Consider the following 25,790-nt stretch of genomic DNA (forward strand, 5'->3'; position numbering starts at 1 on the left):
CGGGAGGGGAAAGTGCTTAGCGAGGTTCCATGAGACCATTAAAAAAACAAACTTGTACGAATGAAACCGAGCATGATAATTTTTTCTCACACAGGGGAATGTGCATAGCGAGGTTCCATGAGACAACTGAAAAAACAAATATGCACGAATGAAATTAAGCTTCTATGATTGTCGCACAGAGCAAAGGAGCGCACAGAGAAACATATCTCTCTGTTAACTCCGGGCTCTCTGTGCGAATTTTAGCCTGGTACCTGCAGCAAACTTTAAGAAAAATAATTGCAGGTGTTTTAATTATATTATCAGGCTTCAATCAATAATTTTTAAAAAGTGTAAACAACTTCAGCATTAAGCCGTGTTTGGCCGTTTATATGCATAATAAAATAAATTCCCCGGCGTTAATTAGACTGTATTCTCCTGGTGCGTATTACAGATGAAAGCTCGTTGCAATATGTTCTTTTTCCCTTATTGCATTGTATGATTGAGAAAATGAAGAAACTGATATTTTTCCCTGTTGTAGTTGTAGTTTGCCTGCTTTCCGCTTCTTTTTATCCTGTGCAGGTGAACAATTCCCCTTACTACATTGTGATCAGCAAAGCCAGGTACGAGTTAAGTGTTTTTGACCAGAGAGGCTGGCTGGTGACTTACCCGGTTGTTTTTGGCAGCAATGACCTGCGGGATAAGCTGTATGAAGGCGACCGTAAAACGCCGGAAGGGAGTTTTACAATTGTATCGAAAAGGATGCATTCCAAATGGGACAGGATGCTGCTGCTTAACTATCCAACACCCGAGAGTTATGAAAAATTCAATGAGCGCAGAAGCCGGGGCATAGTACCGGCAAATGCAAAAATTGGCGGCGGCATTGGCATTCATGGAACCTGGCCGCACGAAGATTTCCAGATAGACCGCTATAAAAACTGGACTGATGGCTGCATAAGCATGCGCAACAGGGATGTTGAAGAATTATACAATATGGTGCCTGTGGGCACAAAAGTGTTTATCCGGCTTAATTAGGAACGTAAAACGTGAAAGTTTCAAAATTTGATTATTATTATAGTAAACACCGGATAAATTTGTGCCTGCTTTATCGGCTTGTAAGATTAGTTCACGCTTTTGCACGTCATTCCCGCGAAGGCGGGAATCTGCTCTTATTATTTAAAGCAACTAATAATATTATCAGCACACTTACAATTCAGGCGTACATGTTTTATGTTTGTCTTGCTTAATGTAAGGCCAGCAATAAGAATGGATTTGTACTTTGACTGATCAATAATTGCACATTTTTATCCAGAGAGGAGTATAGTTAACCGCTTATAACTGGTTATAGAATTTATATATTTTCGCGTTCCTGCATTCACGTTTCACGATTGACGATTCACGTCAATCAATCACCTCAGCCCCAAAATATTTCCATAAAACTTCCGGTAACTGAATGCCGTTTTCCGTTTGGCTATTCTCCAACAGGGCAGCCATAATTCTTGGAAGGGCCAAAGCGCTTCCGTTCAGTGTATGCACCAGCTGGTTTTTGCCGCTCTCATCTTTATACCTGCATTTCAGCCGGTTTGACTGATAGCTTTCAAAATTACTCACGCTGCTTACTTCCAGCCAGCGCTGCTGTGCGGCGCTATACACTTCAAAATCGTAGGTAAGCGCACTGGTAAAGCTTATATCGCCTCCGCATAACCGCAATATGCGGTAAGGCAGTTGTAAAGACTGAAGCAAACGCTCAACATGGTTCAGCATTTCTTCCAGTGCGGCATAACTTTTATCAGCCTCAACCACCTGCACAATTTCTACTTTTTCAAACTGGTGCAGTCTGTTCAGCCCGCGCACATCTTTGCCGTAACTGCCGGCTTCGCGCCTGAAACAGGGAGAGTATGCCGTCATTTTTACAGGCAGGTCTTCCAGCTTTACGATGGTATCACGATAAATGTTTGTCAGCGGCACTTCAGACGTTGGGATAAGATAGAAATTATCTTCATTCACAAAATACATCTGGCCTTCTTTATCAGGCAGTTGACCAGTACCAAAAGCGCTGTCTTCATTTACCATAAACGGCGGGATTATTTCCTGGTAACCAGTTGTTGTATTGTAGTCTAAAAAATATTGAATGAGTGAGCGTTGCAGCTTTGCACCCTTGCCCGTATAAACAGGAAACCCGCTGCCGGTTATTTTTGTGCCGAGATCAAAATCAATCAGCTTATATTTTTTTGTGAGCTCCCAATGAGGCAGGGCACTGCTGCCGGGCGTTGGTTTTTCCGTTTCCCGCACCACTTCATTGTCTTCGGCAGAAATACCTGCAGGCACCTTTTCTGAAGGAAGATTGGGCAATAATACCAGGGTGTCTTCCAGCTTCTTTTCTGTTTCAGCAGATCGTTTTTTAATGGGCTCAAGCGAAGCTTTCCAGGTTGCCACATCGGCTTTCAGTTGTTCTGCTTCTTCTTTATTGCCGGCGGCCATCAATTTGCCAATATGCTTGCTTGATGCATTTATTTTAGCCTGTATGGCGTCAAATTCAGCCTGTAATTTTTTTCGCTCATCATCCAAAGAAATAATGGCATCAACCAGTTGCGGCTGCTTAAAATTCTTTACAGCAAGGCGTTCTTTCACCCAATCCGTTTTCTGGCGCAGCACATTCACCTGTAACATAAATATAAAATTTCGCGCAAATATAACCTTTGCATGAACACTGCTACCTTTGCCCGCTATGATTGCAGGAGATGATTTGCAGCAACGCTGGTGGAACCTTGAAGCCAAACTGGTGGAGCGTTTTGGCAAGAAACCCGATATGGAGGCAATTTTGTTTTTAATAGGCATGCAGGAAACCGGCTTCATAAGGCAAAAAATAACCAAAGAGCAAAAGCAGGATCTAATGCATGTAGCTATTTGCACGGTTTTAAGCCCGAGCGGTTATTATGAATTTGAGGGAAAAGATGCAGATGGCTGGCCGCATTTTAAGCAATTAAAAGAGCATAAAGCCATGCTTTTGCACGAACAGGAAAACTTTTTAAAAGATCATATTTTATTCTATTTTGAGCAACAGGATTTTTAAACTTTATGTATGAGAAAAATAATATTAATTGCTTTAAGCTTTGGATTGATCACCACTTTGCTTGCCCAGGTGAAACCTGCTGCTAAGCCTGTTGTTAAAAAGCCGGTAACGGCAACAAAAGCAGCCCCGGTTTCAAAAGAAAAGCTCGTGGAAATAAAAACAGATTATGGAACAATGGTTGTGAAGCTTTCCGATTCTGCGCCATTGCACCGGGACAACTTTATAAAGCTTGTGAAAGAAGGCTTTTACGACAGCCTTTTGTTTCACCGCGTAATACAAGGCTTTATGATACAGGGCGGCGACCCGCAAAGTAAAAATGCTGACAGCGGCGTAGCATTGGGCATGGGCGATGCGCCTGGCGGAATGATACCTGCTGAATTTAATACAGGCTTATATCACAAAAAAGGTGCATTGGCAATGGCAAGAACCGATAACCCTGAAAAAGCCAGCAGCAATTGCCAGTTTTATATTGTGGAAGGCAAACCCGCCGGTAATGATTTTTTAAACCAGGTTGAGTGCAGTGTGCGCCAGGGCGGTAATGCAGGGTTTTACTATAATGATGCGCAGCGTAAAATGTATAATACCGTGGGTGGAACACCGTTCCTCGATCAGAATTATACCGTTTTTGGAGAAGTTATAAAAGGGCTTGAGGTGATTGATAAAATTGCTGCAGTTGCCAAAGATGACAACTACAGGCCTTTGAAAGATATACGAATGAAGATGCGCATGCTCAATTAAAATTGGCTGCTAAAAGTTTTCAATTAATATTTGTAACAAAATATTTCATTATGAATTTTCCGGCCGGTTTAAAATATACAAAAGACCATGAGTGGGTTAAAATAGTGGATGATAAAACCGCACTGGTAGGCATAACCGCTTATGCCCAGGGCGAGCTGGGCGATATTGTTTTTGTTGATATTCCCACGATAGGAAAAACGCTTCATGCCGAAGATGTGTTCGGCACCGTTGAAGCAGTTAAAACAGTGAGTGATTTATTCCTGCCCGTTCAAGGCAAAATTGTTGAAGCAAACAGTGCACTGGGCAATAATCCTGAATTGGTAAATTCAGATCCTTATGGTGAAGGCTGGATGGTTAAAATAGAAATAACTGATACGGCAGATCTGGATAATTTACTAACCGCCGAAGCATACAGCCAATTAGTTGGTTAAGCAGGCTTGCTTAAAAACAGAAAGCAAATTTTTTTATAGTCATCAGTAGGGTTCGTCACATAATCTTTGAAAGGGCTGGCATTATATGCGGCCCTTTTTATTATACTTTTGCGCCCAAATGAAAATAAAACCGCTTTTTTTCCTGCCTGTTATTGCCTGGTTTATCATTGCAAACATTTTATTTTTTTTACCGGGAGAAGACATTCCCCAGGTAAGTTTTTTAGATTTGATATATTTTGATAAATGGGTGCACATTGGCTTGTTTAGCGGCCTTGTTTTTCTTACAGCCTGGCCTTTTATCAAATCGGGGCGGTGTACCGTTAAATTGTTGATTAAAATCAGCATTCTGTTTGTCTTATATGGAATACTTGTTGAGTTTATTCAAAGATACCTGAACGAAGGGCGCTCTTTTGATTATACCGATATGATAGCCGACGCTGCCGGATGCTTTGCCGGGAGTATATTTTCAAAATGGGTTGCGAAGAAATATGCTGAAAAAAATAAGCCCCTGTAGAAACAGGGGCCGCAACCAAAACTAACTGCTTATGAGAAAATTGACTACTTACGTTTTAATAAGTAAATATATTCAAACTCAATGCCAAAGAAATTTTCGTGATTGTTAAAGAAATTTTTATTGGCATCTTCATCATTGTTTTCAATTTGATAGAACAAATATCGAAAGAAATTTAAAACGCAAGTGTTAAGATACTGAAAACTTAGTGTGAATGAAAAAAAAATTTTTATTGAGCTTGTTGCCTTCTGAGGCTGCAGAAGTAAATACAGTAAAGGATTACATAACAAAAACGCTATCAGTAAAGCAGGAAGAAATCTCAGGTTATAGTATTGTTAAACAAAGCATTGATGCAAGAAACAAACAGCCTTTCATTAATCTAACCCTCATTGCATTCATTAATGAGCCTTATATTCCCTTTGCCGTAAAACAAATAATCTTTCCCGATGTGCATAAAGCAGATCATGCTGTATTAATTGTGGGCGCCGGTCCGGCGGGTTTATTTGCTGCGCTTAAATTAATGGAGCATGGCATTAAACCTGTTATTCTGGAACGTGGTAAAGATGTGAGAGCCAGGCGAAGAGATCTTGCGCTGCTTAATAAAACGGGCAGTATAAACCCTGAAAGCAATTATTGCTTTGGTGAAGGCGGCGCAGGCACTTACAGCGATGGAAAATTATATACGCGCAGTAATAAGCGAGGCAGTATAGAGCGTGTTTTAAACCTGTTTGTTCAGTTTGGCGCAGAAGAAAAGATATTGTACCAGTCGCACCCGCATATTGGCACCAATAAGCTGCCGCATATAATAACAGCCATGCGAAAACAAATTCTTAACAGCGGCGGCGAATTTTTATTTGAAAAGAAGCTGGTTGATTTAAAAATGGAAGGCCATCATATTCGTTCGGCCATTACATCTGATGGCGATGAATTTAGCGCTGATCATATCATACTGGCTACAGGCCATTCGGCAAGGGATATTTTTTTATTGCTTCACCACAAAAAAGTACAGATAGAAGCCAGGCCTTTTGCGCTTGGGGTAAGAATAGAACATCCGCAAACCATTATAGATTCTATTCAATACCATTGTGCGCACCGCGGCGAATATTTGCCGCCTGCATCCTATACCCTTGTTGAACAGGTGAACGGAAAAGGCGTTTTTAGCTTTTGCATGTGCCCCGGCGGCATTATTGCGCCTGCTTCTACAGATAGCCGGGAATTGGTAGTAAATGGATGGAGCCCAAGCAGGCGCAATAACCCTTTTGCCAATAGCGGTATTGTGGTTCAGGTGGAAGAAAAAGATTTATTGAATTATAAAAATTATCATCAGCCGGTAAAAACAATTCCTTCGTCATTACTGGCTATGTATTTCCAGCAATCTGTTGAACGAAAAGCATATACTGCGGGTGGTGGAAAATTTGTGGCGCCTGCGCAAAGAATGGCCGATTTTTCAAACGGTAAAACATCTGCAGATTTGCCCCAATGCAGCTATTTGCCTGGTATTACAAGCGCTTCTTTAAACGAAGTGCTTCCTTCCTTTATACATAAATCTTTGCAGCAGGCATTTAAAGATTTTGGCAGGAAAATGCGTGGTTATTTTACCAACGAGGCAGTTGTTGTTGCCACAGAAAGCCGCACATCTTCTCCTGTGCGCATTCCGCGTAATGAAAAAACATTAACCCATCCGCAGTTAGATAATTTATATCCCTGTGGCGAAGGCGCCGGCTATGCAGGCGGTATAGTAAGCGCTGCCATGGATGGGGAAAGAGTGGCCGCAACCATTATTCAAAAGATAAAATCAGCCGCTCAGCACAAATAATTTCACGCTTAAATATGAATGTTTTTATTGCCAGGAGAAACTCTCATTAAATTTTTCATGCATCCTTTATGTAATGTAAGCATGAAAAATTTAATGTACGTTTGAAACGAAATTCAATAGCACATGAACATTCTTGAACTGCACCACCTTAAAAAATACTTTGCCACGCAAAAAGCTGTTGACGACATAAGTTTTGAAATAAGGCAGGGCGGCATTTTTGGTTTGCTTGGCCCGAATGGCGCCGGAAAAACAACCTTGCTGCGCATGATAACCGGCATCTTTTTTCCCGATGAAGGCGAAGTTATTTTAGACGGCAAGCGGTTTAATCCGCTTACCGATATTATTAAGATCGGATATATGCCCGAGGAACGGGGCCTGTATAAAAAAATGAAGATAGGCGACCAGGTGCTTTACCTCGCTCGGTTAAAAGGGTTAAGCCGCAATGATGCCATTCAGAAAATAAAATATTGGTTTGAAAAACTTGAAATGCAAAGCTGGTGGAATAAGAAAGTGGAAGACCTGAGCAAAGGCATGAGCCAGAAACTGCAGTTTGTTACCACCGTATTGCATGAGCCCAAACTGGTTATTCTTGATGAGCCTTTCAGCGGGCTTGACCCTTTAAACGCCAACCTTATAAAAGATGAGATTTATGGCCTTGCACAAAAAGGAAGCACCATTATTTTCAGCACGCACAGAATGGAGCAGGTGGAAGAAATATGCGATCATATAGTGCTTGTAAACCTTGGCAAAAAAATACTGGATGGCCCGGTGCAGGCAATAAAGCATGAATTTAAAGAACATAAGTTCAGCGTGCAGCTAAACAGCATTCCTTCCATCATATTGGAAAGCCCGGCTTTTCACGTGGCTGAAGAAAGAGCAAATAAATTTATTGTGCGTATTAACGATGGCTATAAAAGCAACGATGTGCTGAAGTATTTTATTGAAAAGGATTTGAATGTGGAAGGCTTCAACGAAATACTGCCATCGCTTAACGAGATATTTATAACCCTGGTTGAAGGCTCAAAAGCAGCTGCACGCCCGTTTCAGGAAATGGAAGCATAAACAACCTAATACTGAATTAATGTATGAATAAGATAGCTTTAATTGCACGCCGCGAATTTTTAACCCGCGTTCAAAAGAAAACATTTTTACTCACCACTATTCTGCTGCCTCTGCTGTTCTTTGGCTTCTATGCTATGATCATATATTTTTCTGTAAACAGCGATGAAAAATATACAATTGCCGTAGCTGATGAAGCCGGCATATTTAAAAACAAAATTGAAGGCGATGAAAATACCAGTTTCGTTATTGTACATGGCGAAAACGAGCAGGCATTAAAAGAGGAGGTGAAAAAGGGAAAATATAAAGGTTATGCCATTGTGCCGGCTAATGCGAACATTCTTGATAAGGTAAACATATCCGTGGTTACGCAAAAGTCTGTAGGCTTAATGTCGCGTGGAAAAATTGAAGACAGGCTTAATGCCGCGCTGGAGCAGCAGCGCTTATTAGTGCTGAACATTTCCCCGGCCCAATTAGACAGCGCTAAAAAAGAAGGGAACATACAGTTTTCAACTATGGAAGGCAGGAGCGATTCGGGTAAAGACGTTGGCATTAGTTATGCGATTGGTTATGTTTCAGGTTTCCTCATTTATATCGTGCTGTTTATTTATGGCGCCATGGTTATGCGCGGCGTGATGGAAGAGAAAGTAAACCGCATTGCAGAAGTAATTGTGAGCAGCGTAAAGCCATTTCAGCTAATGATGGGCAAAATTCTTGGCATAGGTGCGGTAGGCCTCATGCAGTTCATTATCTGGATTATTTTAATGACAAGCCTTAATTTCCTGCTGCCGTCAATATTTCCGCAGCTGGCTGCACAAATGCAAAATTCCGGTATGCAAAACGGCACTATGCAGGCTGCAGAAACATTGAGAAGTTCAGGGTTGATCGGTAATGTAAATATTAATATCCCTTTAATACTGGGCTGTTTTATATTCTATTTTCTTGGCGGCTATCTTTTATATTCTTCTCTTTTTGCCTGTGTTGGCAGTGCCGTAAACGAAGACCCGCAGGATGCACAAAGCCTTATGCTGCCTATTACCATGCCTATTATTTTCGCAATCGTGATTATGACGAAAGCTGTAAATGAGCCGGCCAGCGGCCTGGCTGTTTTTGGCAGCCTGTTCCCTTTATTTTCCCCAATTGTAATGATGGCAAGAATTGCACATGGTGTAGGCGATGTGGTGCCGGTTTGGCAATTGCTTGCCAGCATGGGCCTGCTTGTGGCGGGCTTTATTTTTACAACCTGGTTTGCGGGCAAGGTGTATCGCACAGGCATTTTGATGTATGGGAAAAAACCCTCCTGGAAAGAAATGTGGAAATGGGCATTCAGAAGGTATTAGCGCAAGGCTATTTTGGAGATAAGAACAGGTTAAACCTATCGGCCTAATAGGATTTATGACCCCGGAACAGTACATTCGCGCAAAAAATTTTTAAAAATAGCGCATGGAAGTAGTAAAAAACATTGTTTGGCACGCTGCCACCATCAATAAAGAAGACCGTCATCGCATGAATGGCCACAAATCTGCAATCCTTTGGTACACCGGCCTTTCCGGAGCCGGGAAATCTACCCTGGCTAACAAGGTGGAAGAAAAGTTGTTTGAAAGAGGATATCACACCTATGTACTGGATGGTGATAACATTCGTATGGGGCTGAATAAAGGCCTTGGTTTTACGGCCGGAGACCGCAAAGAAAACATCCGCAGGATTGGTGAAGTTGCCAAACTTTTTGTTGATGCCGGCGTGCTGGTTTCCACAGCTTTTGTTTCTCCATATATCGAAGACCGTGAAATGGTCCGCGGTTTGGTAAAAGAAGGTGAATTTGTTGAAATTTATGCAGCGGCCTCCCTTGAAGTTTGTGAAAGCCGCGATACAAAAGGCCTATATAAAAAAGCACGTGCAGGAGAAATCAAAAACTTTACCGGCATCAGCGACCCTTATGAAGCGCCGGTAAGCCCCGAATTAACGGTTGATACAGGTAATCAAACACTGGAAGAAAGTGCACAGGCAGTGCTGAACTACCTTGAGGAAAAAGGCTACATTGAGAAGGCATAATTTTCTATCCATTCATACAAAAATGTATTCAAATGAACCAACCACACGGTGGTACGCTGGTAAACAGGATCGCAACCGGCGCACGCAAAGAAGAACTGGAAGCTAAAGCAAAAAATCTTTTCCGGTTAACTATTGAAGATCGCTATGGCGCAGATGTTGAAATGATCGCTATTGGCGCTTTTAGCCCCCTAACCGGTTTTATGGGTAAGGCCGATTGCGAATCTGCTATTGAAAATATGAAATTAACCAACGGTCTTGCCTGGGGCATCCCTATTCCTTTGCCGGCAGGAGACCAGTTTGATAATATTAAAGAAGGCGAAGAAATTGCGCTGCTGAATAAAGAAGGCCATGTATTGGCCGTAATGACGGTAGAGGAAAAGTTTGGGCTTGACCTCGACAATTTTGCACAGAAATGTTTTGGCACTACAGAAGATAAACATCCCGGCGTAGCAGCCATTAAGCGTGGCGGCAATAAATACATTGCAGGCCCGCTGGAAATGGTAAACAGGCCGTTGCGCAAAGAAGATATTGACGGTAAATATTTCCTCGACCCTACTGAAACACGCGCTGAATTTGAAAAACGTGGCTGGAAAACGGTTGTGGCTTTTCAAACACGCAATCCCATACACCGCGCCCATGAATATTTGATCAAATGCGCCCAGGAAATAGTTGACGGGGCTTTAATTCATCCTATCGTTGGTGAAACAAAATCAGATGACATACCAGCGCCGGTTCGCATGAAATGTTACGAAGCATTAATCAATAATTACTTCAATCTTGATAATACCATGCTTGGGGTATTGCCTACTGCCATGCGCTATGCAGGCCCGCGTGAAGCCATCAATCATACATTGCTGCGCAAAAATTATGGCTGTACGCACATGATCATCGGCCGCGACCATGCCGGCGTTGGTAATTACTACGGCACGTATGATGCTCAAAAAATTATGGAAAAAGTGGGGCCTGAAATGGGCATGGAGATATTGAAATTTGAAAATACTTTCTGGTGCAAGAACACCGAAAGCATGGCCAGCAATAAAACGGCGCCTAAAAACCCGGAGGTTGTTTCTTTAAGCGGTACAAAGGTGAGGGAAATGCTCGCAAACGGGCAACGCCCGCCTTCTGAGTTTTCACGCCCGCTGGTAGCTGATATTTTAATTGAATGGGCAACCAAAAAAGCAGAAGCGGCTGTTTAAAACCGGTTCTCTGCATAAGTTTGAAAAAGCTGTTCTCCAAAGGGGACGGCTTTTTCTGTTTCAGCCCATTCTGCACCTGCCTTTTCTCCGGAGCGCTTTTTATGCCACAAATTCAGCGTAATTATTCTGTTTCAGCCAGGTTTCCACTTCACTGTAATTTTCAATCATATCTTTCAAAGCATCCGGATTTAATTTTTTGGCGCCCGCGGTAACGGGCAACTGAGCCACATGCAGAAAATCTGCGATTCTGTTTATGGTTACGTCCCATTCACCAAAATCTTCATAGCGCAACTTTATATAATCCATATTGCTCACAATACTTTCCAGTTGCCTGTTTTGCCGTACTATATCCGCCATTTTTTGTTTTAAGGTATCTATATCCACTTTCAGCTTCGATAAACCGGAACGCTTTTCTTCATTATCTTCCAGGTTATGGTATATGCCGGTGGCACGTGCCCGCAGATCGCTCAATGCATTGCGCAGGATATTTTCACGCAAAAGCAATATCACTTTAATATTATTCTTCTTCAGATATTTTATCAATCCCGGCATATAAAAGGTTTGGTAATACATGAGCTTAAAACCCCTTGCCTTAAAATGCTCATCCTGCTTATTCAGGTAATATTTGTCAAGAAATAATGGCAACCTTATATAAGTAGCCGGATAATTGATTACATAATTAATTTTCTTAGGCAGGAAAGACAACTTTAAAAACCTGAACTGGTTAGGGCTGAAATAATCCCGAAAGCTGAAATGAAATATTTCATCATCACAAAAAATTTCAGGATGCCGGTTAAGTGATTTGCTTAGTAAAGTGGAACCGGTGCGTGGTAAAGTAAAAATTACAAACTTTTTCATTGGTTGCGTATAATTTATTAAAAAACTTGTTTAGGCATTATTGTGAACCACAACCTGCCCCGGACACCGGGATAGGAACATGGTATATTATGTAGTTGACACAAGTTTGTATGCATTTATGTGATGTATTTAAAAAGCATAAACAAGCTTAAATAAAATTTGAAGTTTATGTTATTAAATGCGCATATTTATCCTGCATGGCGTTTTCCACTTCTTCATAATTCTCAACGCCCTCCCGCCAGTTAGCAGTGCCTATTTTTCTTAATTGTGCAGGCATGGTTATTTCTTCCACCTCAAGAAACCCAAAAATCTTACAGAGCATTTGCTGCCAGTTTTCAAACTCTTCATACATAAGCACAATGTGGTTAAAATTTTTACCAAGGTTTACGATCCTGCTGTTTATCACTTCCAGTTCATCCACACGTTGTCTTAACTGCGCGGCATTTACAGTAACCTTTGTTGCCGCCGGCAAAGTATCTTCACCTGCGTGAAATATGCCAATCTTTCTTGCCCGGAAGCTGGAAAGCGCTTCACGGAAAATATTTTTTCTTACAAGTACAATAACTTTCTTATCGCTTTGCAGCAGGTATTTCCACACCGTGGGAAAGTCTGTAACATGCCGGTTCATTAGCTTAAAGCCGCGTATGGCTTTTGCATTGCGCGTGTTATAGAACTTCTTTATATGGCCTGCGCCGGCCGCATAACCTTTTATATAGTTAATAACGGAGAATAAAGCTCTTGATAATCCCTTCTTATTTTTTTCACCGATGAACGGGAATTGCCATTCAGGATGAAAAATTTCACCGGAAGGATGAAAAATTTCACCTGCGCAAAAAATTTGCGGATGCTGGTCCAGCGTTCTCGCAAGAACGGTAGAACCGCTTCGCGGTGCTGTTAAAATAAAAAAATCTTTTTTGTTCTTCTCCATTTACAATGCATTAAAAGCTTTACCCAATGCATTCAGTATGGCATGTTGTTTATAAAAATCCTGCCATGAATTATCTGCGGCAATTATCTTTCTTTCAAACCTGGCTGGTGTACCAGCAATGGCATGATCATCTGATAGCTCCATATACGCAGGCGCTTTGTAAGCGGCCAGCCCGAATGTGGAACAAATAGCATTCAACTGCTGCTGCGGATTTACGGCCAGTGCTTCATAGCTTATTTTTATAAGGTTTTCAGCGCCGGCAGCATTTGCAGCAGCGGCGCAAATTTTTTTATAGCGAAAACTGTCAACCAATGTTTCCAGGGGCTTTTTATCTGCCCGTTTATTTTGTTTCCATCGTTTCAGTTTGGAAAAGCTAATAGCCCGCAGGTCTCTTGTAAGCCAGATGAATTTCACATGCACATCCGGGCATGCTGCAATGGCCAGCGCCTGAACAGGGTCTTTTGAAGCATCCACAATAAAGTTTTTACCTGAAGCGCCGGCCACCGCTTTATACACCTCATTTAGTATTTGAGCTGTTTGTTTATTCTTTTTTGTATGGATAAATTTTTGCAGGGTGCTTTTTATATTGATGGAAGTAAATGAGGATAATAACAGTTTTACAGATTTATACGGCCATGTTATTTTGGTTGCAAAATTATCATTATAAATACCGTTAAGCACCCTGCTCCAGAATCCGCACTGCATAACCGGTTTGCCGCAGTTGCAATTCCAGTTCCATATTTCTCCCGGCCCTTGTTTATGAATATGGCCTTTCAGCATGGCAAGCTCACCAACCGATACAATTTCCCCCGATTTTGAAAGCATATTTTCCAGGAGGGTAGAGCCCGAACGCCGGTCGGAGATAATGTAAATAACAGTTAATTTTTCTTGCATATAGAAGGGTTCAAAGATATTTGCCGCGAAATAAACAGGCGTATAAATTTCATTATAATACGTTCTTATACGTTACCTTACATGTATGCAGCAGAAAACAATTATCTCGGTATCGGGCCTTGTAAAAAATTACGGCGAATTTAATGCGGTAAAAGGGATAAGCTTTGAAGTGTATGAAGGCGAAATTTTTGGTTTGCTCGGGCCTAATGGCGCCGGCAAATCAACCACGCTTGAAATAATAGAAACACTGCGGGAAAAAACAAGCGGAGAAATAATTGTTGACGGGCTTGATCTTGATACGTCGCCTAATGAAATAAAGAAGATCATCGGCGTGCAGTTGCAAACATCGGGTTATTATCCCGGCCTTAACCTTACAGAACTTATCCGGCTTTTTGCCGGCTTGTATAACGAGAAAGTAAACCCTATGGCCTTGCTGGATGCCGTAAACCTGCGCGATAAGGCCAGGGCAAAATTTAAAGAATTAAGCGGTGGCCAGAAACAGCGTTTTTCTATTGCAACAACCTTAATTAACAAGCCAAAAATTATTTTCCTGGATGAGCCTACCACCGGCCTGGATCCGCAGGCCCGCCGCAACCTCTGGGATTTGATAAAAGATATAAGAAGCAACGGCACCACGGTTATTATTACAACACATTATATGGACGAGGCGGAAATTTTATGCGACCGTGTTGCTATTATTGATTCGGGTAAAATAATTGCCCTGGCTTCACCCGATAAGCTGATTGATGAACTCGTTGAGTCCGGTTTTGAGAAACCCAAAGAAGTGAAGCAGGCCAACCTGGAAGATGTTTTTATCCATCTTACCGGGAAGCAGTTGCGGGAAGAGTAGCGGCCTCTCCCTAAATCCCTCTCCTATAGAGAGGGACTTGCAACCCGCTATAACAGCAGGTTACATTAAATTATTTTTGAGGGTGGAAAGCCTTTCCTTTGGGAAGAGTTTGGGATGGGCCGTTATAATTTGTATTTTAGTTGTATGACAGTTATTGCCTTATACAATCTGAAAGGCGGTGTAGGCAAAACAGCCGCCGCCATAAACCTGGCTTATCTTGCCGCAGCCGATGGTTATAAAACGCTGGTTTGGGACCTCGATCCGCAGGGCTCATCTTCGTTTTACCTGAATGTGCAGGCAAACAATAAGAATGAAACAAAAAAATTGTTTGCGGAAGAAATTGAATTAAAAGATGTCGTGCAGGGATCGGTTTTTGAAAACCTCTGGATAATACCGGCAGATATTTCTGCCCGGAACATTGATGCATTGCTCAGCGGTTTAAAACACAGTAAAAGAAAATTAAAATCGCTGCTGGGCAATCTTAAAGAATATGATATAGTGATACTGGATTGCCCGCCGGGCATTTCGCTGTTGCATGAAAACATTTTTAGTGCTGCGGACTGGATACTGATGCCTAACATTCCCACCACGCTTTCCATTAATTCTTTTGAAATGGTGAGCGCTTATTTTGATGATAATGGCCTCGATAAAAGCAGGTTAAAATGTTTCTTCAGCATGGTTGATCACCGCAAGAACCTGCACCACGAAGTGATGCAGCAGTTTTATAAAGACAAACTGTTCTTTAAAAACTATATTCCTTATTTAAGCGATGTAGAAAAAATGGGCGTAAACCAGCAGCCTTTATTTGAATATGCCAACAGCAGCTATGCAGCCCAGTGCTACCGCGACCTGTGGCATGAAGTGAAGAAGGTTTGTTTGTAACTTTATAAAAATTTATTTTATGAAAGTAGAAGAAATTTATGCTGCCGTTGATGAAAAAGGAAACCTGCATGCAGAGAATCTGCCGAATTTTAAAAATCAAAAAGTGAAATTGATTGTAGTAGCTGAGGATGACGATATAAGTGATAAGGAATGGATGGCTTTTCTGGCAAGCAATCCGGCATTTGATTTTTTCAAAGACGAAGGCGAGGATATTTATACTATTCATGATGGAAAACCTTACAATAGTGAAAGGTGAAATAGTATTAGTTCCTTTTCCTTATGACTATTTTTCGCAATTAAAGGTGCGTCCTGCAGTGTGCCTGACTAATGAAATAGGCTTTTATAACCAGATTGTAGTTGCGTTTATCACTTCCCATATTCCCGATAAACCGGAATCTTCAGATATAATCATTTTATCGTCCGAAGGTGAATTGAATAAAACAGGCCTTAAAGTAAGTTCTGCAATTCGTTTACACAGGTTTGCATCGGTTCCTTCAAAAACAATCATTAATTATATAGGCAATATGCCACTTGTAATTATGCAGCAGATAAATTCAAAACTTAAGATTTTATTTGATCTATAATCAATATTACAATATTATATGCAAAGAGAAATCACGTCATGGCATAGCCCTTCACTCAATAAAGAAATGCCGGTAGTAACGTATGGCCATTATGGATTTGCTTTACTGCTGGTGCCAACAGCCGCGGCCGATTATCTGGAATACGAGCGCTTTAAACTGATAGATGCGCTGGCACCCTTTATTGATGCGGGTAAAATGAAGGTGTACAGTATTAACAGCATTAATAAGGAAAGCTGGCTGAATAATGAAATGTACCCGCCGCATAAAGCCATTCGCCAGAACGAGTTTAACAGTTATGTTCATAATGAAGTGATACCTTTCATACGTAATACCGCCAGCAATGAAACGATAATTTATATATGCGGGGCATCGTTTGGCGCATTACATGCCATGAATTTGTTTTTAAAACGTCCTGATATTATCAATGGCGTTATAAGCATGAGCGGCGTATATGATCTTACAGAATACACAAAGGGCTTTTGGGATGATCAGGTTTATTTTAACAGCCCTATACATTATATTCCGGCTTTAACAGATAAATGGTATCTTGATAAGATACGCGCCAGCCATCACATTCATATTTATACAGGTGGTGGCGCTTATGAAGATCCCGATGCCAACCGCAGGTTTTCCCAGGCGCTTTGGGATAAAGGGATATGGCATGATTTCAGCATTTGGGAGGGATGGACGCATGACTGGCCTACATGGCTTAACATGCTTCCATATATCATTCAAAATAAATTTTAATAAAAGAGACTGTCTTCTTAAAAGGATGGTTTAGCAGAGATGCTACGAAGGCTTAAAGGCACAAAGCCCTGATTTTAAAGCTTAATTTTTTTCGTGTCTTAGTAACTTTGTGGCAAAACATTACTTTTTAGAAGACAGCCTCTTCCTATGCAATTGCTGCCTTAATAAATAAGCCATGGGGGAAGAAAAGAAAAAAAGCCGGTTTCATATACCGGGAAAAATAAGGCGGCGCTTTGTGCGGGTTATTGCTGTACTACTGGGCTTGTATATTTTATTGCTGGCAAGCCTTAGCATTTATGTATCCTCTTCAAAAGAAAAGTTATTGGGCTTTCTTAATGCCAAGATGAAAGAAACCATTTTGGGAGAATTGAAAATTGATAATGCGGATATAACAATATGGAGAACCTTTCCCAATATTGGCATTACCCTGGAAAATGTTACGGTAAGCGATTCTTTTTATCACAGGCCTTTTATTAAGGCCGGCAACATTACCGCCCGGGCCGGTTTTCTGGGGTTGCTTGGCAACAGGCTGAAAATTAGTTCCGTAACGGTGAAAGATGCTGTGCTGCACAGCTTTACCGATTCAAGCGGGTATTCAAATAACTATGTGTTAATGCCGCACAAAAAAGACAGCGGTAGCGCCGGCGGCAAAGGCAAAAAGCCGGTGGTGCTTAGCAGGTTTAATCTTGAAAATGTAACGGTAATACTGGAAGATGCCATTCGCAAAAAAAGATATGAAGGCCGTATTGATGATGCGGAAATAAGCATGCGTTTAAACGGGAGCAGATACCACATAAGTTTTGATGAAGATTTAATGCTGCGCGGGCTTGGCTTTAATTTGCCACAGGGTTACTGGCTGGAAAACCAGCGCATTCAAGCCAGTTGGAGGCTTATTTTCGATACCGCCGGGGTGCTTACCATAAACGAATCGAAGGTTAAAATACAAGGCCAGCCTTTTCTTATTAAAGGTGAATTTGATTTTGGAAAGAAATCCCAATTTCACATAAACGCTTCATCAAAAGGAATTAAGTATGCCTCAGCATTAACTATCCTGAAACCAAAAACAAGGGCCAAACTTGGGAAGATTGATCTTACAGAGCCTGTTGATGTAAATGTATCATTAACCGGCCCGTTATCTAAAAAAGGCGACCCTGCCGTTAATGTTGATTTTAAAACATCGGAAAATAATATTAACACGCCGGTGGTAAGCCTTACTAACTGCAGCTTTGCCGGCAACTATTCAAACCAGGTTGATGTGCGCATTGCTCCGGATGATTCCAATTCAAGAATTGCCGTTACCGGCTTTACGAGCAACTGGGGCCAGATAAAAATGAATACACCCAAAATTATAATAACCAACCTGTCTAACCCTTCTATACAATTTGAATTTAATACTGCCTGCACCATGCCCCAGTTAGATGAAGCGCTGTCTTCTGAAACATTTGATTTTACAGAAGGTAATGCTAAGCTATACCTGGCATATAACGGGCCCTTAATTCCTGACCCTTCTTTGTTTAACCTTTTAAATGCAAAAATTGAAATCCAGGATGGAACGATGATATATGTGCCGAGAAATATCACTTTTTCATCGTGCAATGGCGCCATTGCCATAGGAGAAAACACCCTGGCGATGAATAATTTCAGGTGTAATGTAAATGCAAACCAGTTTACTGTAAATATCAATGGTGATAATTTAAACCGTTATTCAGGTAAAGAAGCTGGTAAAGCCAGCATACACTGCAGTGTTTATTCGCCTTCAGTTAATCTAAACGATTTTAAATCTTTATTTGCAAAAAAAGGCGCGGCTAAAGCTAAAAAGAAAGGCAATATGGGGTCAGCCATCGGCTCGGTAGATGATGCGCTTGAAAACGGCGATATGTATGTAACCTTAAAAGCCGGCCAGGTAGCGCTGCACAATTTCAGGGCAACCAATGTAAATGCAAACATGCTGTTTGAACGCAGCGACTGGGATATTCAAAAGGCTTCGTTGCAACATGCAGATGGCTCGTTCAACCTTTCGGCCAGTGTGCATCAGGTAAACGATAATTATCACCAGGTAGCCATGCAGGCCGACCTCAGCCACATTAACGTAAAAAAATTATTTTATGCATTTGACAACTTCGGCCAAACAAGCATTACATCAGGCAACCTGCAGGGCATTATGGATGCAAAAACAAATTTGAATGTGGGCATCGGCAATACGGGCAAACTTGTTGCCAACAGCCTGAACGGCAAGCTGTATTTCTCCTTAAAGAATGCCGCTTTAACTAACTTTAAACCTTTGCTCAATATTCAGCAATATGTTTTTAAGAACAGGGATTTGAACAATGTGCAGTTTGCCGAGCTGAAAGATACTTTCGATATAAAGAATGGCGATATATACATCAGGAGAATGCCCGTACAGTCATCTGCCGTTACCATGTATATTGAAGGCATATACAGCACAGCCAACAGAACAGATATACTGGTGCAGGTGCCCGTTTCATCGTTAACAAATAAACCGGATGACAAGGATTATAAGAAGATAGACAGGGCCAAAATGGATGACCCTGGCAGAAGCATTAATTTAAGGGCAAGGGATGGCGATGACGGCCGGCTTAAAATAAGCCTCGATCTTTTCAATAAATTCAAAAAGGAAAAGCGGCGTAAAGAAAAAGAATAAGCGGCTTATATTTTGCAATGATATTAAACGATGAATATTATATGCAGCATGCCCTGCGCGAAGCGGAGAAGGCTTTTGAAGAAGATGAAATCCCCATCGGCGCCGTAATCGTCATCAATCAAAAAATTATTGCACGGGCGCACAATATGACGGAACAGTTGAACGATTCCACGGCCCACGCGGAAATACTGGCTCTTACTTCGGCCTATAATTTTCTCGGTGCAAAATATTTACCCGTTGCCACTTTGTATGTAACCGTTGAGCCCTGTTTAATGTGCACCGGCGCTTTATACTGGGGCAAACTGCACCGTGTGGTTTGGGGCGCTGATGATGAAAAGAATGGCCATCGCCGGGTAACGGCGCCTAACTTTCCTTTTCATACAAAAACAAAAATCCGGGCTGGTGTTTTGGCTGAAGACTGCGCCCTGCTCATGAAAAATTTTTTTCAGCAGAAACGATGATTATTGCCTGGCAGCCTTTCATAAAGCAAGGCTATTTTTCGATATAAGAAAGAATTAACCTGTTTTTGCCCGCATCGCACTAAATTTGTTTCCCTTTATAAGTAAATCAGAAATCTAAAATTTTATAACTATGGCATTTACATTACCTCCGCTTCCGTATGCATATAATGCATTGGAGCCGCATATTGACGAACAAACAATGAAAATTCATCACGACAAACATCACCAGGCGTACGTAGATAACTTAAATAAAGCAATTGCCGGAACGGAACATGAGCGCAAATCGCTTGAAGAGCTGGTTGCCAATGCCGGCAAAATTTCTCCTGCTGTGCGCAACAATGGCGGCGGCCACTGGAACCATACTTTCTTCTGGGATATTTTATCGGCAGAGGGCGGCGCTCCTTCCGGCAGCCTGGCGGAAGCTATTGACAGCGCATTTGGTTCCTTTGATGAATTTAAAACCAGGCTTAATACAGCCGGCGCTACCCGTTTTGGAAGCGGCTGGGCCTGGCTTATTATAAAGGATGGCAAGCTTGAAATTACTTCCACGCCTAACCAGGATAATCCTTTAATGGATGTGGCCGAAGTGAAAGGCACGCCAATCCTCGGTGTGGATGTTTGGGAGCATGCGTATTATTTAAAATATCAAAATAAGCGCCCTGATTATCTGGCTGCTATCTGGAATGTTATCAACTGGAAAAAAGTGCAGGAAAATTTTGATAAGGCTAAATAATATATAAGCGCTTATATAATTTTAAACCCCGCAGAGCGGGGTTTTTTGTTGTATTAATGCGATTCGCCTATCCTTTTTTATTTGCAGGATATATTTTATATATCTTTCACAAACTTTTGCTCAAACACTTTGTTTTTCGTTCGTATTATCTTAATATACTTCTTAAATAACTTATAACGCATTATGAATAACCTGTTCAATCGCTGATTGAACAGATGGCCCATAACCAACTTGAGTGTAGATAATCTTTCCTGTTTTATCAATAATGACAAATGTAGGGTAACCATTTATCCCATATTTGTCTGCTACTTCTTTGCCGTTTAATAATACCGTATAAGCTGTTTTGAATTTATTGCAAAACCAACTTATATCACTTTTGGTGTCATAGGAATTAATGCTTATAACACTAAATTTTTCATTTTTGAATTTAGCCTCCAGCTTATTCAAATGAGGTACACTTTGAATGCAAGGTCCGCAGTTTTTTATCCAAAAGTCTAATAAAATCACTTTTCCTTTGAAATCACTTAATGAAATCATTTGTTTACTGTTATATGATTCCAACTTCCATGGCGGAGCCAAAGAACCTACAGGTGCTAACTGCAAGGAAGTTTTATTTATTTGTTTATAATCATTCAGGTAGGTTGTATAATACCAGGATAATTCACTTGGAACAGGCGGGGTTGTATCAATATTAATGAATGTGGTTTTGATAAAGTCTGGGCTTACATCATACATTTGTAATACTTCATAAGGTAGATAACTATTTTTTTGGAATGCAATTTTATAGATGAAATTTGTTTTTGTTTGCATAGTATCGAAACCTTTGCCAAGATATTGTATTCTCCGTTTTCCGATATTCACTGTTACCAAAATATAAGGGGCGCCATTAATCGTTGTATCAGTAATTGTTTTAAGTGCTATTTTGTCTTTTAAAAGTAAGGGCAGCACATTTCTAAGTGTGATGATAGAGTTATAAAAAAAAGAAAGCCCATTGAAATTATTTCGGACAGGATGATCATTTATTTGAATTGTTTTGGACTTTTTATCTAAATCAAAACTTTCCGTACTATTAAAAATCATTTTTGCGGTTGAATCTTCAATTTGATATTTGAATCCAATCAGTGTGTCTTGACTCTGAAAATCGTAATAAGAAGTCCACACAGAGTTGTTGTGATAATTTTCTGAAGCGTAATTCAATTCTCTGATATCATCATATTTAATGCTTTTTAGGCTATGCAATTTCCTGGAAGCTTTATTTAAAACGGAGTCAACTGATAAGGATGAAGAAAGTATATTTTGGGCATGGGATAAGTTAAAAAATAGATTTGCTGAAAAAAATGCTACGATGAATTTCATCTGTATTGTTTTATGTAAAAATACAAATACTATCGTTCTGTATCTGCTTTAGTAAAATAGTGCCAATATAGGTACTGTTGAGCGGCAGAAAAATTACATCAATGTTTCTTTTACTTTTCCGGGTATGCCGGTTAGTTTTTTATTGGTATAATCATAGCACAGCATGCCCGTTTTTGCTTTCCCGGCCAGCATTAAGCCTTCGCTTTTCATTATTTCAAGTTTATAGAATATATCAAAACCCCGTGCATCAAAACCACTGGCGGCAACGGATATTTTTACTTCATCGCCGTAACCCAATTCTTTTTTAAATTCAATAGCGGCGTCATACATAATGAGTGAACTGCCTTCCAGTCTTAATTCGGAGTAACCAAAATGGCTTAGGAACTGAAGCCTTGCTTCATGAATAAGCGAGAGAAAGCTGTCGTTGCCAACATGGCCGCCATAATTCAAATCGGTTATGCGCACTTTAATTACAGTGGAGAATTTAAAATTATCCGGCAGGTTTATTTTAACGCGTTCCATACTATAATTTACCGGCCGCAGATACACAGATAAGATAGCATAAACTATTGAAATAAAAACCTGCGCATTTGCGGCAATTATTATTGTTGCTTCAAAAATTCCATTAGTTTATCAACAGCCTTTTTGCGGTGGCTGAATAAATTTTTTTCTTCCAGCGTCATTTCACCAAAGGTTTTATAGCTTCCTTCAGGAATAAAAACAGGATCATATCCAAAACCATTGGCGCCGCGACGTTCATAAATAATCATTCCTTTTACCATGCCTTCAAACAAATATTCCTTATCATTCCACATTAAAGAGATAACGGTTCTAAACTGTGCGTTACGGTTTTCTTTGTCATCCAGCTTCGAGAGCAGCTTATCAATGTTTGCATCAAAATCCTTCTGGTCGCCGGCATACCTGGCGCTTTTAACGCCCGGCTCTCCATTCAATGCCTCCACTTCAAGGCCTGTATCATCGCCAAAACAATTCTGCTGCGTAAGCTGATAAATCATTTTCGATTTTCCAGATGCGTTGGCTTCAATAGTATTATATGGTTCGGGAATATCTATATCAATCCCGGCTTCCTTCAGTGTAATTATTTTGTATTGATCTCCTGTAACGGCCAGTATTTCTTCCGCTTTATGCCTGTTGTTGCTGGCGAAGATGAGTATATTATTATCCATCAGAGGTTAAACATTTTTTTAAGGCTGTTCCACAATTTTGATTTTTCAGTTTTGGCGGCAGGCGTGGCCGCATTTAATTGAGCCAATGCCGGCGCAGTTATGATAGCGCATCCATCATATTGCTGCACCTGGTAATCAGGCATGGAAAAAGGCAACTCTATTTGTAAAGCATTTATGCCGAATGTTAAAAGAAACTGTGGCTGCAAATCTTTTTTTAATTGCTGAAAGCTTGCCGCATGGTTTTTAAAATTAATCAGCGCTATATGCGCCAGGTTCATTTTGCAGGCATTTAAAATACCGCTGAGAAATTCCAGTTCCTTATCGCTTAAATAAACATTGCTTTCATCATTCACCAATACAATAAATTTCTTTTCATAATGGCCAAGATACCATTTACCGGGCTTGTCAATCTTTTCTTCAACAGCCGCCGCCCGTATTTCAGGCTGTTTCACTTGGGCGGGCGCGGGCGTTTCACAAACCTGTTCAGCCTTCAATTTTTCACTGGTATATACCAATGAATTGCTGAACAGCTTTGCCAAAACCTGCGCCGGTAATTGTTCTTTCATCAAATAAATATTTAAATCAGCCAGGGCCGCATATCCATCATAATAAAACCATTAATGGCGTGATAATTCTATGATAAGCGACCTGTTCTTCTAAGAGATTTTTATTTTCTTTGCATCAAATTTAAGGGTATGACAGAAGTGTTAGACATAAATATCACGAAAACAGAAAGAAGCAGGCTGGGCAACATAAGCCTGGAGGATATTCCTTTCGGAAAATATTTTACCGATCACATGCTTGAAGCTGATTATGAAAACGGTGAATGGAAAACAGAGATTAAGCCTTACCAGCCGCTGGTTTTGGATCCTTCCGTTTCCGCATTGCATTATGGCCAGTCAATTTTTGAAGGCATTAAAGCTTTCCGGCAGGAGAATGGTGAGGCTGTCATTTTTCGCCCGTATGAAAATTTTAAACGCTTTAACCTTTCTGCGCAGCGCATGAGCATGCCTGAAGTGCCCGAAGAAATTTTTATTGAAGGCATGCGCCAGCTTATTGAGCTTGATAAAGACTGGATACCTGCACAGGCCGACCATTCCTTATACATACGTCCGTTCATGTTCGCCACAGATTATATGCTGGGCGTAAAACCTTCTGCTACATATAAGTTTTTGATTATTCTCAGCCCGGTTGGGCCTTTTCATGCAGCGCCAATGAAGATCGCCGTGGAAGAAAAATATACCAGGGCAGCGCCCGGCGGTGTTGGCTTTTCCAAAAATGCCGGCAACTATGGCGGCAGCATGTACCCGGCCGCAAAGGCAAAGGAAACAGGATACGACCAGGTTTTGTGGACAGATGCTTTTGAGCACAAATGGCTGCAGGAAGTGGGTATGATGAACATTGGCTTCGTTATCAATAATGTTTTTGTAACGCCTGCACTGGAAGATACTATCCTGAAAGGCGTTACCCGCGACAGCATTATTGCCATTTTAAAAGACATGGGCATTAAAGTGGAAGAACGCAGGCTGAATATTGATGAAGTGGTGGAGGCCTATAAAAAAGGAACACTTACGGAAATCTTTGGCATGGGCACCGCCGCCGTTATTTCAAATATCAAAAAATTGAAATACCAGGATTTAGTGATGGATTTTAATGTAAGCAGCTTCGTGCTCTCCCCAAAAATTAAGCAGGCCCTGGATGAAATACGGCTTGGAAAAACGGAAGACACACACGGCTGGCTGTTTAAAGTGTAAAGAAAATGTTGGTTTTGCCTGTTTTTCGTAATTATTTCAGGATAGCGCGGCAATTTATTTGGAATTAAATGCTGCTGCAATTACCTTTGCCCTCCCAAAAAAATTAAGGTCAGTAATGCCTACAATACAACAGTTAGTAAGAAAAGGCCGTGAGATTATCAGGGCAAAAAGCAAATCAAGGGCTTTGGATGCCTGCCCTCAGCGCCGTGGCGTTTGTACAAGGGTTTACACAACAACCCCAAAAAAACCAAACTCAGCTTTGCGTAAAGTGGCAAAAGTGCGTTTAACCAACAAAGTGGAGGTAATTGCCTACATTCCGGGTGAAGGCCATAACCTGCAGGAACACTCAATCGTGTTAATCCGCGGAGGCCGTGTAAAAGATTTGCCGGGTGTGCGTTACCATATTGTACGCGGCAGCCTTGACACTGCAGGCGTGAAAGACCGTAAACAAAGCCGTTCTAAATACGGTACCAAGAAAGAAAAAGCAAAAAAATAATCAATCATTCATCATTATAAGCGATGAGAAAAGCACAAGCAAAAAAATTACCCTTAGCGCCGGATGCCCGTTTTAACGATAAGCTGGTTACACGTTTTGTAAATAACCTTATGTGGCAGGGCAAAAAAAGCACTTCAATCACCATATTTTATGATGCGGTTGACAAAGTGAGTAAAATAACCGGCGATAACGGTTATGAAGTTTGGAGAAAGGCTTTACAGAATGTAACGCCTGCCGTGGAAGTGCGCAGCCGCAGAATTGGTGGCGCTACCTTCCAGATTCCCACCGAAGTGCGTGCCGACCGCAAAATTTCGTTAAGCATGAAATGGCTTATCCGCTACAGCCGTGAACGCAATGGTAAAACAATGGCTGATAAGCTGGCCAATGAAATTATCGCGGCCAGCAAAGGTGAAGGTGCTGCTTTTAAAAAGAAAGAAGACACGCACCGTATGGCAGAGGCCAACAAGGCTTTCTCTCACTTTAAAATTTAGAAGAATCCCTAAATGCTATATAAAAGGCCCCGCTTCCGGCGGGGTTTTTTGTTTG

Annotated in this window: 29 protein-coding genes; 21 read left to right on the forward strand and 8 right to left on the reverse strand. The window is 41.1% G+C overall.

Translation table 11 applies throughout. From position 1 onward, the window contains the following. Positions 1-486 precede the first annotated feature (486 nt). Positions 487-1,011: a L,D-transpeptidase family protein gene (locus QM629_RS18355; RefSeq protein WP_415161357.1), complete on the forward strand. Its 525-nt coding sequence runs from the start codon at positions 487-489 to the stop codon at positions 1,009-1,011. 366 nt (positions 1,012-1,377) lie between these two features. On the opposite strand, the gene serS is transcribed toward QM629_RS18355, so the two are convergent. After that, complete coding sequence (gene serS / locus QM629_RS18360; RefSeq protein WP_415161358.1) at positions 1,378-2,646, reverse strand: serine--tRNA ligase; 1,269 nt, start codon at positions 2,644-2,646, stop codon at positions 1,378-1,380. A gap of 58 nt (positions 2,647-2,704) precedes the next feature. Here serS and QM629_RS18365 point away from each other — a divergent pair, with 58 nt between their 5' ends. The 9 genes from QM629_RS18365 to sat all read left to right on the forward strand — a co-directional run bounded on the left by QM629_RS18365 (position 2,705) and on the right by sat (position 10,852). After that, positions 2,705-3,049, forward strand: coding sequence for a hypothetical protein (locus QM629_RS18365; RefSeq protein WP_415161359.1), 345 nt, complete (start codon positions 2,705-2,707; stop codon positions 3,047-3,049). Positions 3,050-3,058: 9 nt separating this feature from the next. Further along, complete coding sequence (locus QM629_RS18370; protein WP_415161360.1) at positions 3,059-3,787, forward strand: peptidylprolyl isomerase; 729 nt, start codon at positions 3,059-3,061, stop codon at positions 3,785-3,787. Positions 3,788-3,837: 50 nt separating this feature from the next. Then, positions 3,838-4,218 carry a glycine cleavage system protein GcvH gene (gene gcvH / locus QM629_RS18375; protein ID WP_415161361.1) on the forward strand — a complete coding sequence of 127 codons (381 nt, stop codon included), beginning with the start codon at positions 3,838-3,840 and terminating at the stop codon, positions 4,216-4,218. Positions 4,219-4,336: 118 nt separating this feature from the next. Then, on the forward strand, positions 4,337-4,732 hold the full coding sequence (locus QM629_RS18380) for a VanZ family protein (protein ID WP_415161362.1): 396 nt from the start codon (positions 4,337-4,339) through the stop codon (positions 4,730-4,732). A gap of 211 nt (positions 4,733-4,943) precedes the next feature. Further along, positions 4,944-6,545 (forward strand): NAD(P)/FAD-dependent oxidoreductase, encoded by a 1,602-nt coding sequence (locus QM629_RS18385; RefSeq protein WP_415161363.1) that lies wholly within the window; start codon positions 4,944-4,946, stop codon positions 6,543-6,545. Positions 6,546-6,668: 123 nt separating this feature from the next. Continuing rightward, positions 6,669-7,607, forward strand: coding sequence for an ABC transporter ATP-binding protein (locus QM629_RS18390; RefSeq protein ID WP_415161364.1), 939 nt, complete (start codon positions 6,669-6,671; stop codon positions 7,605-7,607). A gap of 23 nt (positions 7,608-7,630) precedes the next feature. Beyond that, entirely contained in the window at positions 7,631-8,944 is a 1,314-nt protein-coding gene (locus tag QM629_RS18395; protein WP_415161365.1) for an ABC transporter permease, read from the forward strand. Positions 8,945-9,047: 103 nt separating this feature from the next. Next, positions 9,048-9,656, forward strand: coding sequence for an adenylyl-sulfate kinase (cysC, locus tag QM629_RS18400; protein WP_415161366.1), 609 nt, complete (start codon positions 9,048-9,050; stop codon positions 9,654-9,656). Between the two features lie 32 nt (positions 9,657-9,688). Beyond that, positions 9,689-10,852, forward strand: a complete 1,164-nt coding sequence (sat, locus tag QM629_RS18405; protein WP_415161367.1) for a sulfate adenylyltransferase — start codon at positions 9,689-9,691, stop codon at positions 10,850-10,852. 99 nt (positions 10,853-10,951) lie between these two features. On the opposite strand, the gene QM629_RS18410 is transcribed toward sat, so the two are convergent. The 3 genes from QM629_RS18410 to QM629_RS18420 all read right to left on the reverse strand — a co-directional run bounded on the left by QM629_RS18410 (position 10,952) and on the right by QM629_RS18420 (position 13,532). Next, positions 10,952-11,710 carry a hypothetical protein gene (locus QM629_RS18410; protein ID WP_415161368.1) on the reverse strand — a complete coding sequence of 253 codons (759 nt, stop codon included), beginning with the start codon at positions 11,708-11,710 and terminating at the stop codon, positions 10,952-10,954. Positions 11,711-11,876: 166 nt separating this feature from the next. After that, complete coding sequence (locus QM629_RS18415) at positions 11,877-12,638, reverse strand: sulfotransferase (RefSeq protein WP_415161369.1); 762 nt, start codon at positions 12,636-12,638, stop codon at positions 11,877-11,879. Then, the gene (locus tag QM629_RS18420; RefSeq protein ID WP_415161370.1) at positions 12,639-13,532 is read right to left on the reverse strand and encodes a sulfotransferase; all 894 of its coding nucleotides are present in this window, start codon (positions 13,530-13,532) and stop codon (positions 12,639-12,641) included. Positions 13,533-13,617: 85 nt separating this feature from the next. Between QM629_RS18420 and QM629_RS18425 the strand changes: the two genes are divergently transcribed. The 8 genes from QM629_RS18425 (at position 13,618) to QM629_RS18460 (ending at position 20,451) form a co-directional block, all read left to right on the forward strand. Then, complete coding sequence (locus tag QM629_RS18425) at positions 13,618-14,382, forward strand: ABC transporter ATP-binding protein (RefSeq protein WP_415161371.1); 765 nt, start codon at positions 13,618-13,620, stop codon at positions 14,380-14,382. A 144-nt stretch (positions 14,383-14,526) separates the two neighbouring features. Continuing rightward, positions 14,527-15,264: a ParA family protein gene (locus tag QM629_RS18430; protein ID WP_415161372.1), complete on the forward strand. Its 738-nt coding sequence runs from the start codon at positions 14,527-14,529 to the stop codon at positions 15,262-15,264. Positions 15,265-15,283: 19 nt separating this feature from the next. Next, positions 15,284-15,520: a hypothetical protein gene (locus QM629_RS18435; RefSeq protein WP_415161373.1), complete on the forward strand. Its 237-nt coding sequence runs from the start codon at positions 15,284-15,286 to the stop codon at positions 15,518-15,520. Next, a complete protein-coding gene (locus QM629_RS18440; protein ID WP_415161374.1) occupies positions 15,510-15,848 on the forward strand; it encodes a type II toxin-antitoxin system PemK/MazF family toxin in 339 nt (112 codons plus the stop codon). The genes QM629_RS18435 and QM629_RS18440 overlap by 11 nt, the downstream gene beginning before the upstream one ends. An 18-nt stretch (positions 15,849-15,866) precedes the next feature. Beyond that, the gene (locus QM629_RS18445; protein WP_415161375.1) at positions 15,867-16,595 is read left to right on the forward strand and encodes an esterase family protein; all 729 of its coding nucleotides are present in this window, start codon (positions 15,867-15,869) and stop codon (positions 16,593-16,595) included. Positions 16,596-16,770: 175 nt separating this feature from the next. After that, complete coding sequence (locus tag QM629_RS18450; RefSeq protein ID WP_415161376.1) at positions 16,771-19,257, forward strand: AsmA family protein; 2,487 nt, start codon at positions 16,771-16,773, stop codon at positions 19,255-19,257. A gap of 17 nt (positions 19,258-19,274) precedes the next feature. Beyond that, positions 19,275-19,718, forward strand: coding sequence for a nucleoside deaminase (locus QM629_RS18455; RefSeq protein WP_415161377.1), 444 nt, complete (start codon positions 19,275-19,277; stop codon positions 19,716-19,718). Positions 19,719-19,848: 130 nt separating this feature from the next. Beyond that, on the forward strand, positions 19,849-20,451 hold the full coding sequence (locus tag QM629_RS18460; RefSeq protein WP_415161378.1) for a superoxide dismutase: 603 nt from the start codon (positions 19,849-19,851) through the stop codon (positions 20,449-20,451). 171 nt (positions 20,452-20,622) lie between these two features. On the opposite strand, the gene QM629_RS18465 is transcribed toward QM629_RS18460, so the two are convergent. From QM629_RS18465 to QM629_RS18480, 4 genes are all read right to left on the reverse strand, one after another. Continuing rightward, positions 20,623-21,807 carry a TlpA family protein disulfide reductase gene (locus QM629_RS18465; RefSeq protein ID WP_415161379.1) on the reverse strand — a complete coding sequence of 395 codons (1,185 nt, stop codon included), beginning with the start codon at positions 21,805-21,807 and terminating at the stop codon, positions 20,623-20,625. Positions 21,808-21,900: 93 nt separating this feature from the next. Then, positions 21,901-22,329, reverse strand: coding sequence for an acyl-CoA thioesterase (locus tag QM629_RS18470; protein WP_415161380.1), 429 nt, complete (start codon positions 22,327-22,329; stop codon positions 21,901-21,903). 80 nt (positions 22,330-22,409) lie between these two features. Next, positions 22,410-22,994, reverse strand: coding sequence for an RdgB/HAM1 family non-canonical purine NTP pyrophosphatase (gene rdgB, locus QM629_RS18475; RefSeq protein ID WP_415161381.1), 585 nt, complete (start codon positions 22,992-22,994; stop codon positions 22,410-22,412). Then, complete coding sequence (locus QM629_RS18480) at positions 22,994-23,560, reverse strand: hypothetical protein (RefSeq protein WP_415161382.1); 567 nt, start codon at positions 23,558-23,560, stop codon at positions 22,994-22,996. Before QM629_RS18480 ends, rdgB begins: the two co-directional genes overlap by 1 nt. Positions 23,561-23,689: 129 nt before the next feature. On the opposite strand from QM629_RS18480, the gene QM629_RS18485 reads away from it, so the two are divergent. From QM629_RS18485 to rpsG, 3 genes are all read left to right on the forward strand, one after another. Then, on the forward strand, positions 23,690-24,748 hold the full coding sequence (locus tag QM629_RS18485; RefSeq protein ID WP_415161383.1) for a branched-chain amino acid aminotransferase: 1,059 nt from the start codon (positions 23,690-23,692) through the stop codon (positions 24,746-24,748). 115 nt (positions 24,749-24,863) lie between these two features. Next, complete coding sequence (gene rpsL / locus QM629_RS18490; RefSeq protein ID WP_026751391.1) at positions 24,864-25,244, forward strand: 30S ribosomal protein S12; 381 nt, start codon at positions 24,864-24,866, stop codon at positions 25,242-25,244. A gap of 23 nt (positions 25,245-25,267) precedes the next feature. Then, entirely contained in the window at positions 25,268-25,735 is a 468-nt protein-coding gene (rpsG, locus tag QM629_RS18495; protein WP_415161384.1) for a 30S ribosomal protein S7, read from the forward strand. Positions 25,736-25,790: the final 55 nt, after the last annotated feature.

The organism is Parafilimonas sp. (assembly GCF_047606085.1).
Lineage (GTDB): Bacteria > Bacteroidota > Bacteroidia > Chitinophagales > Chitinophagaceae > Parafilimonas.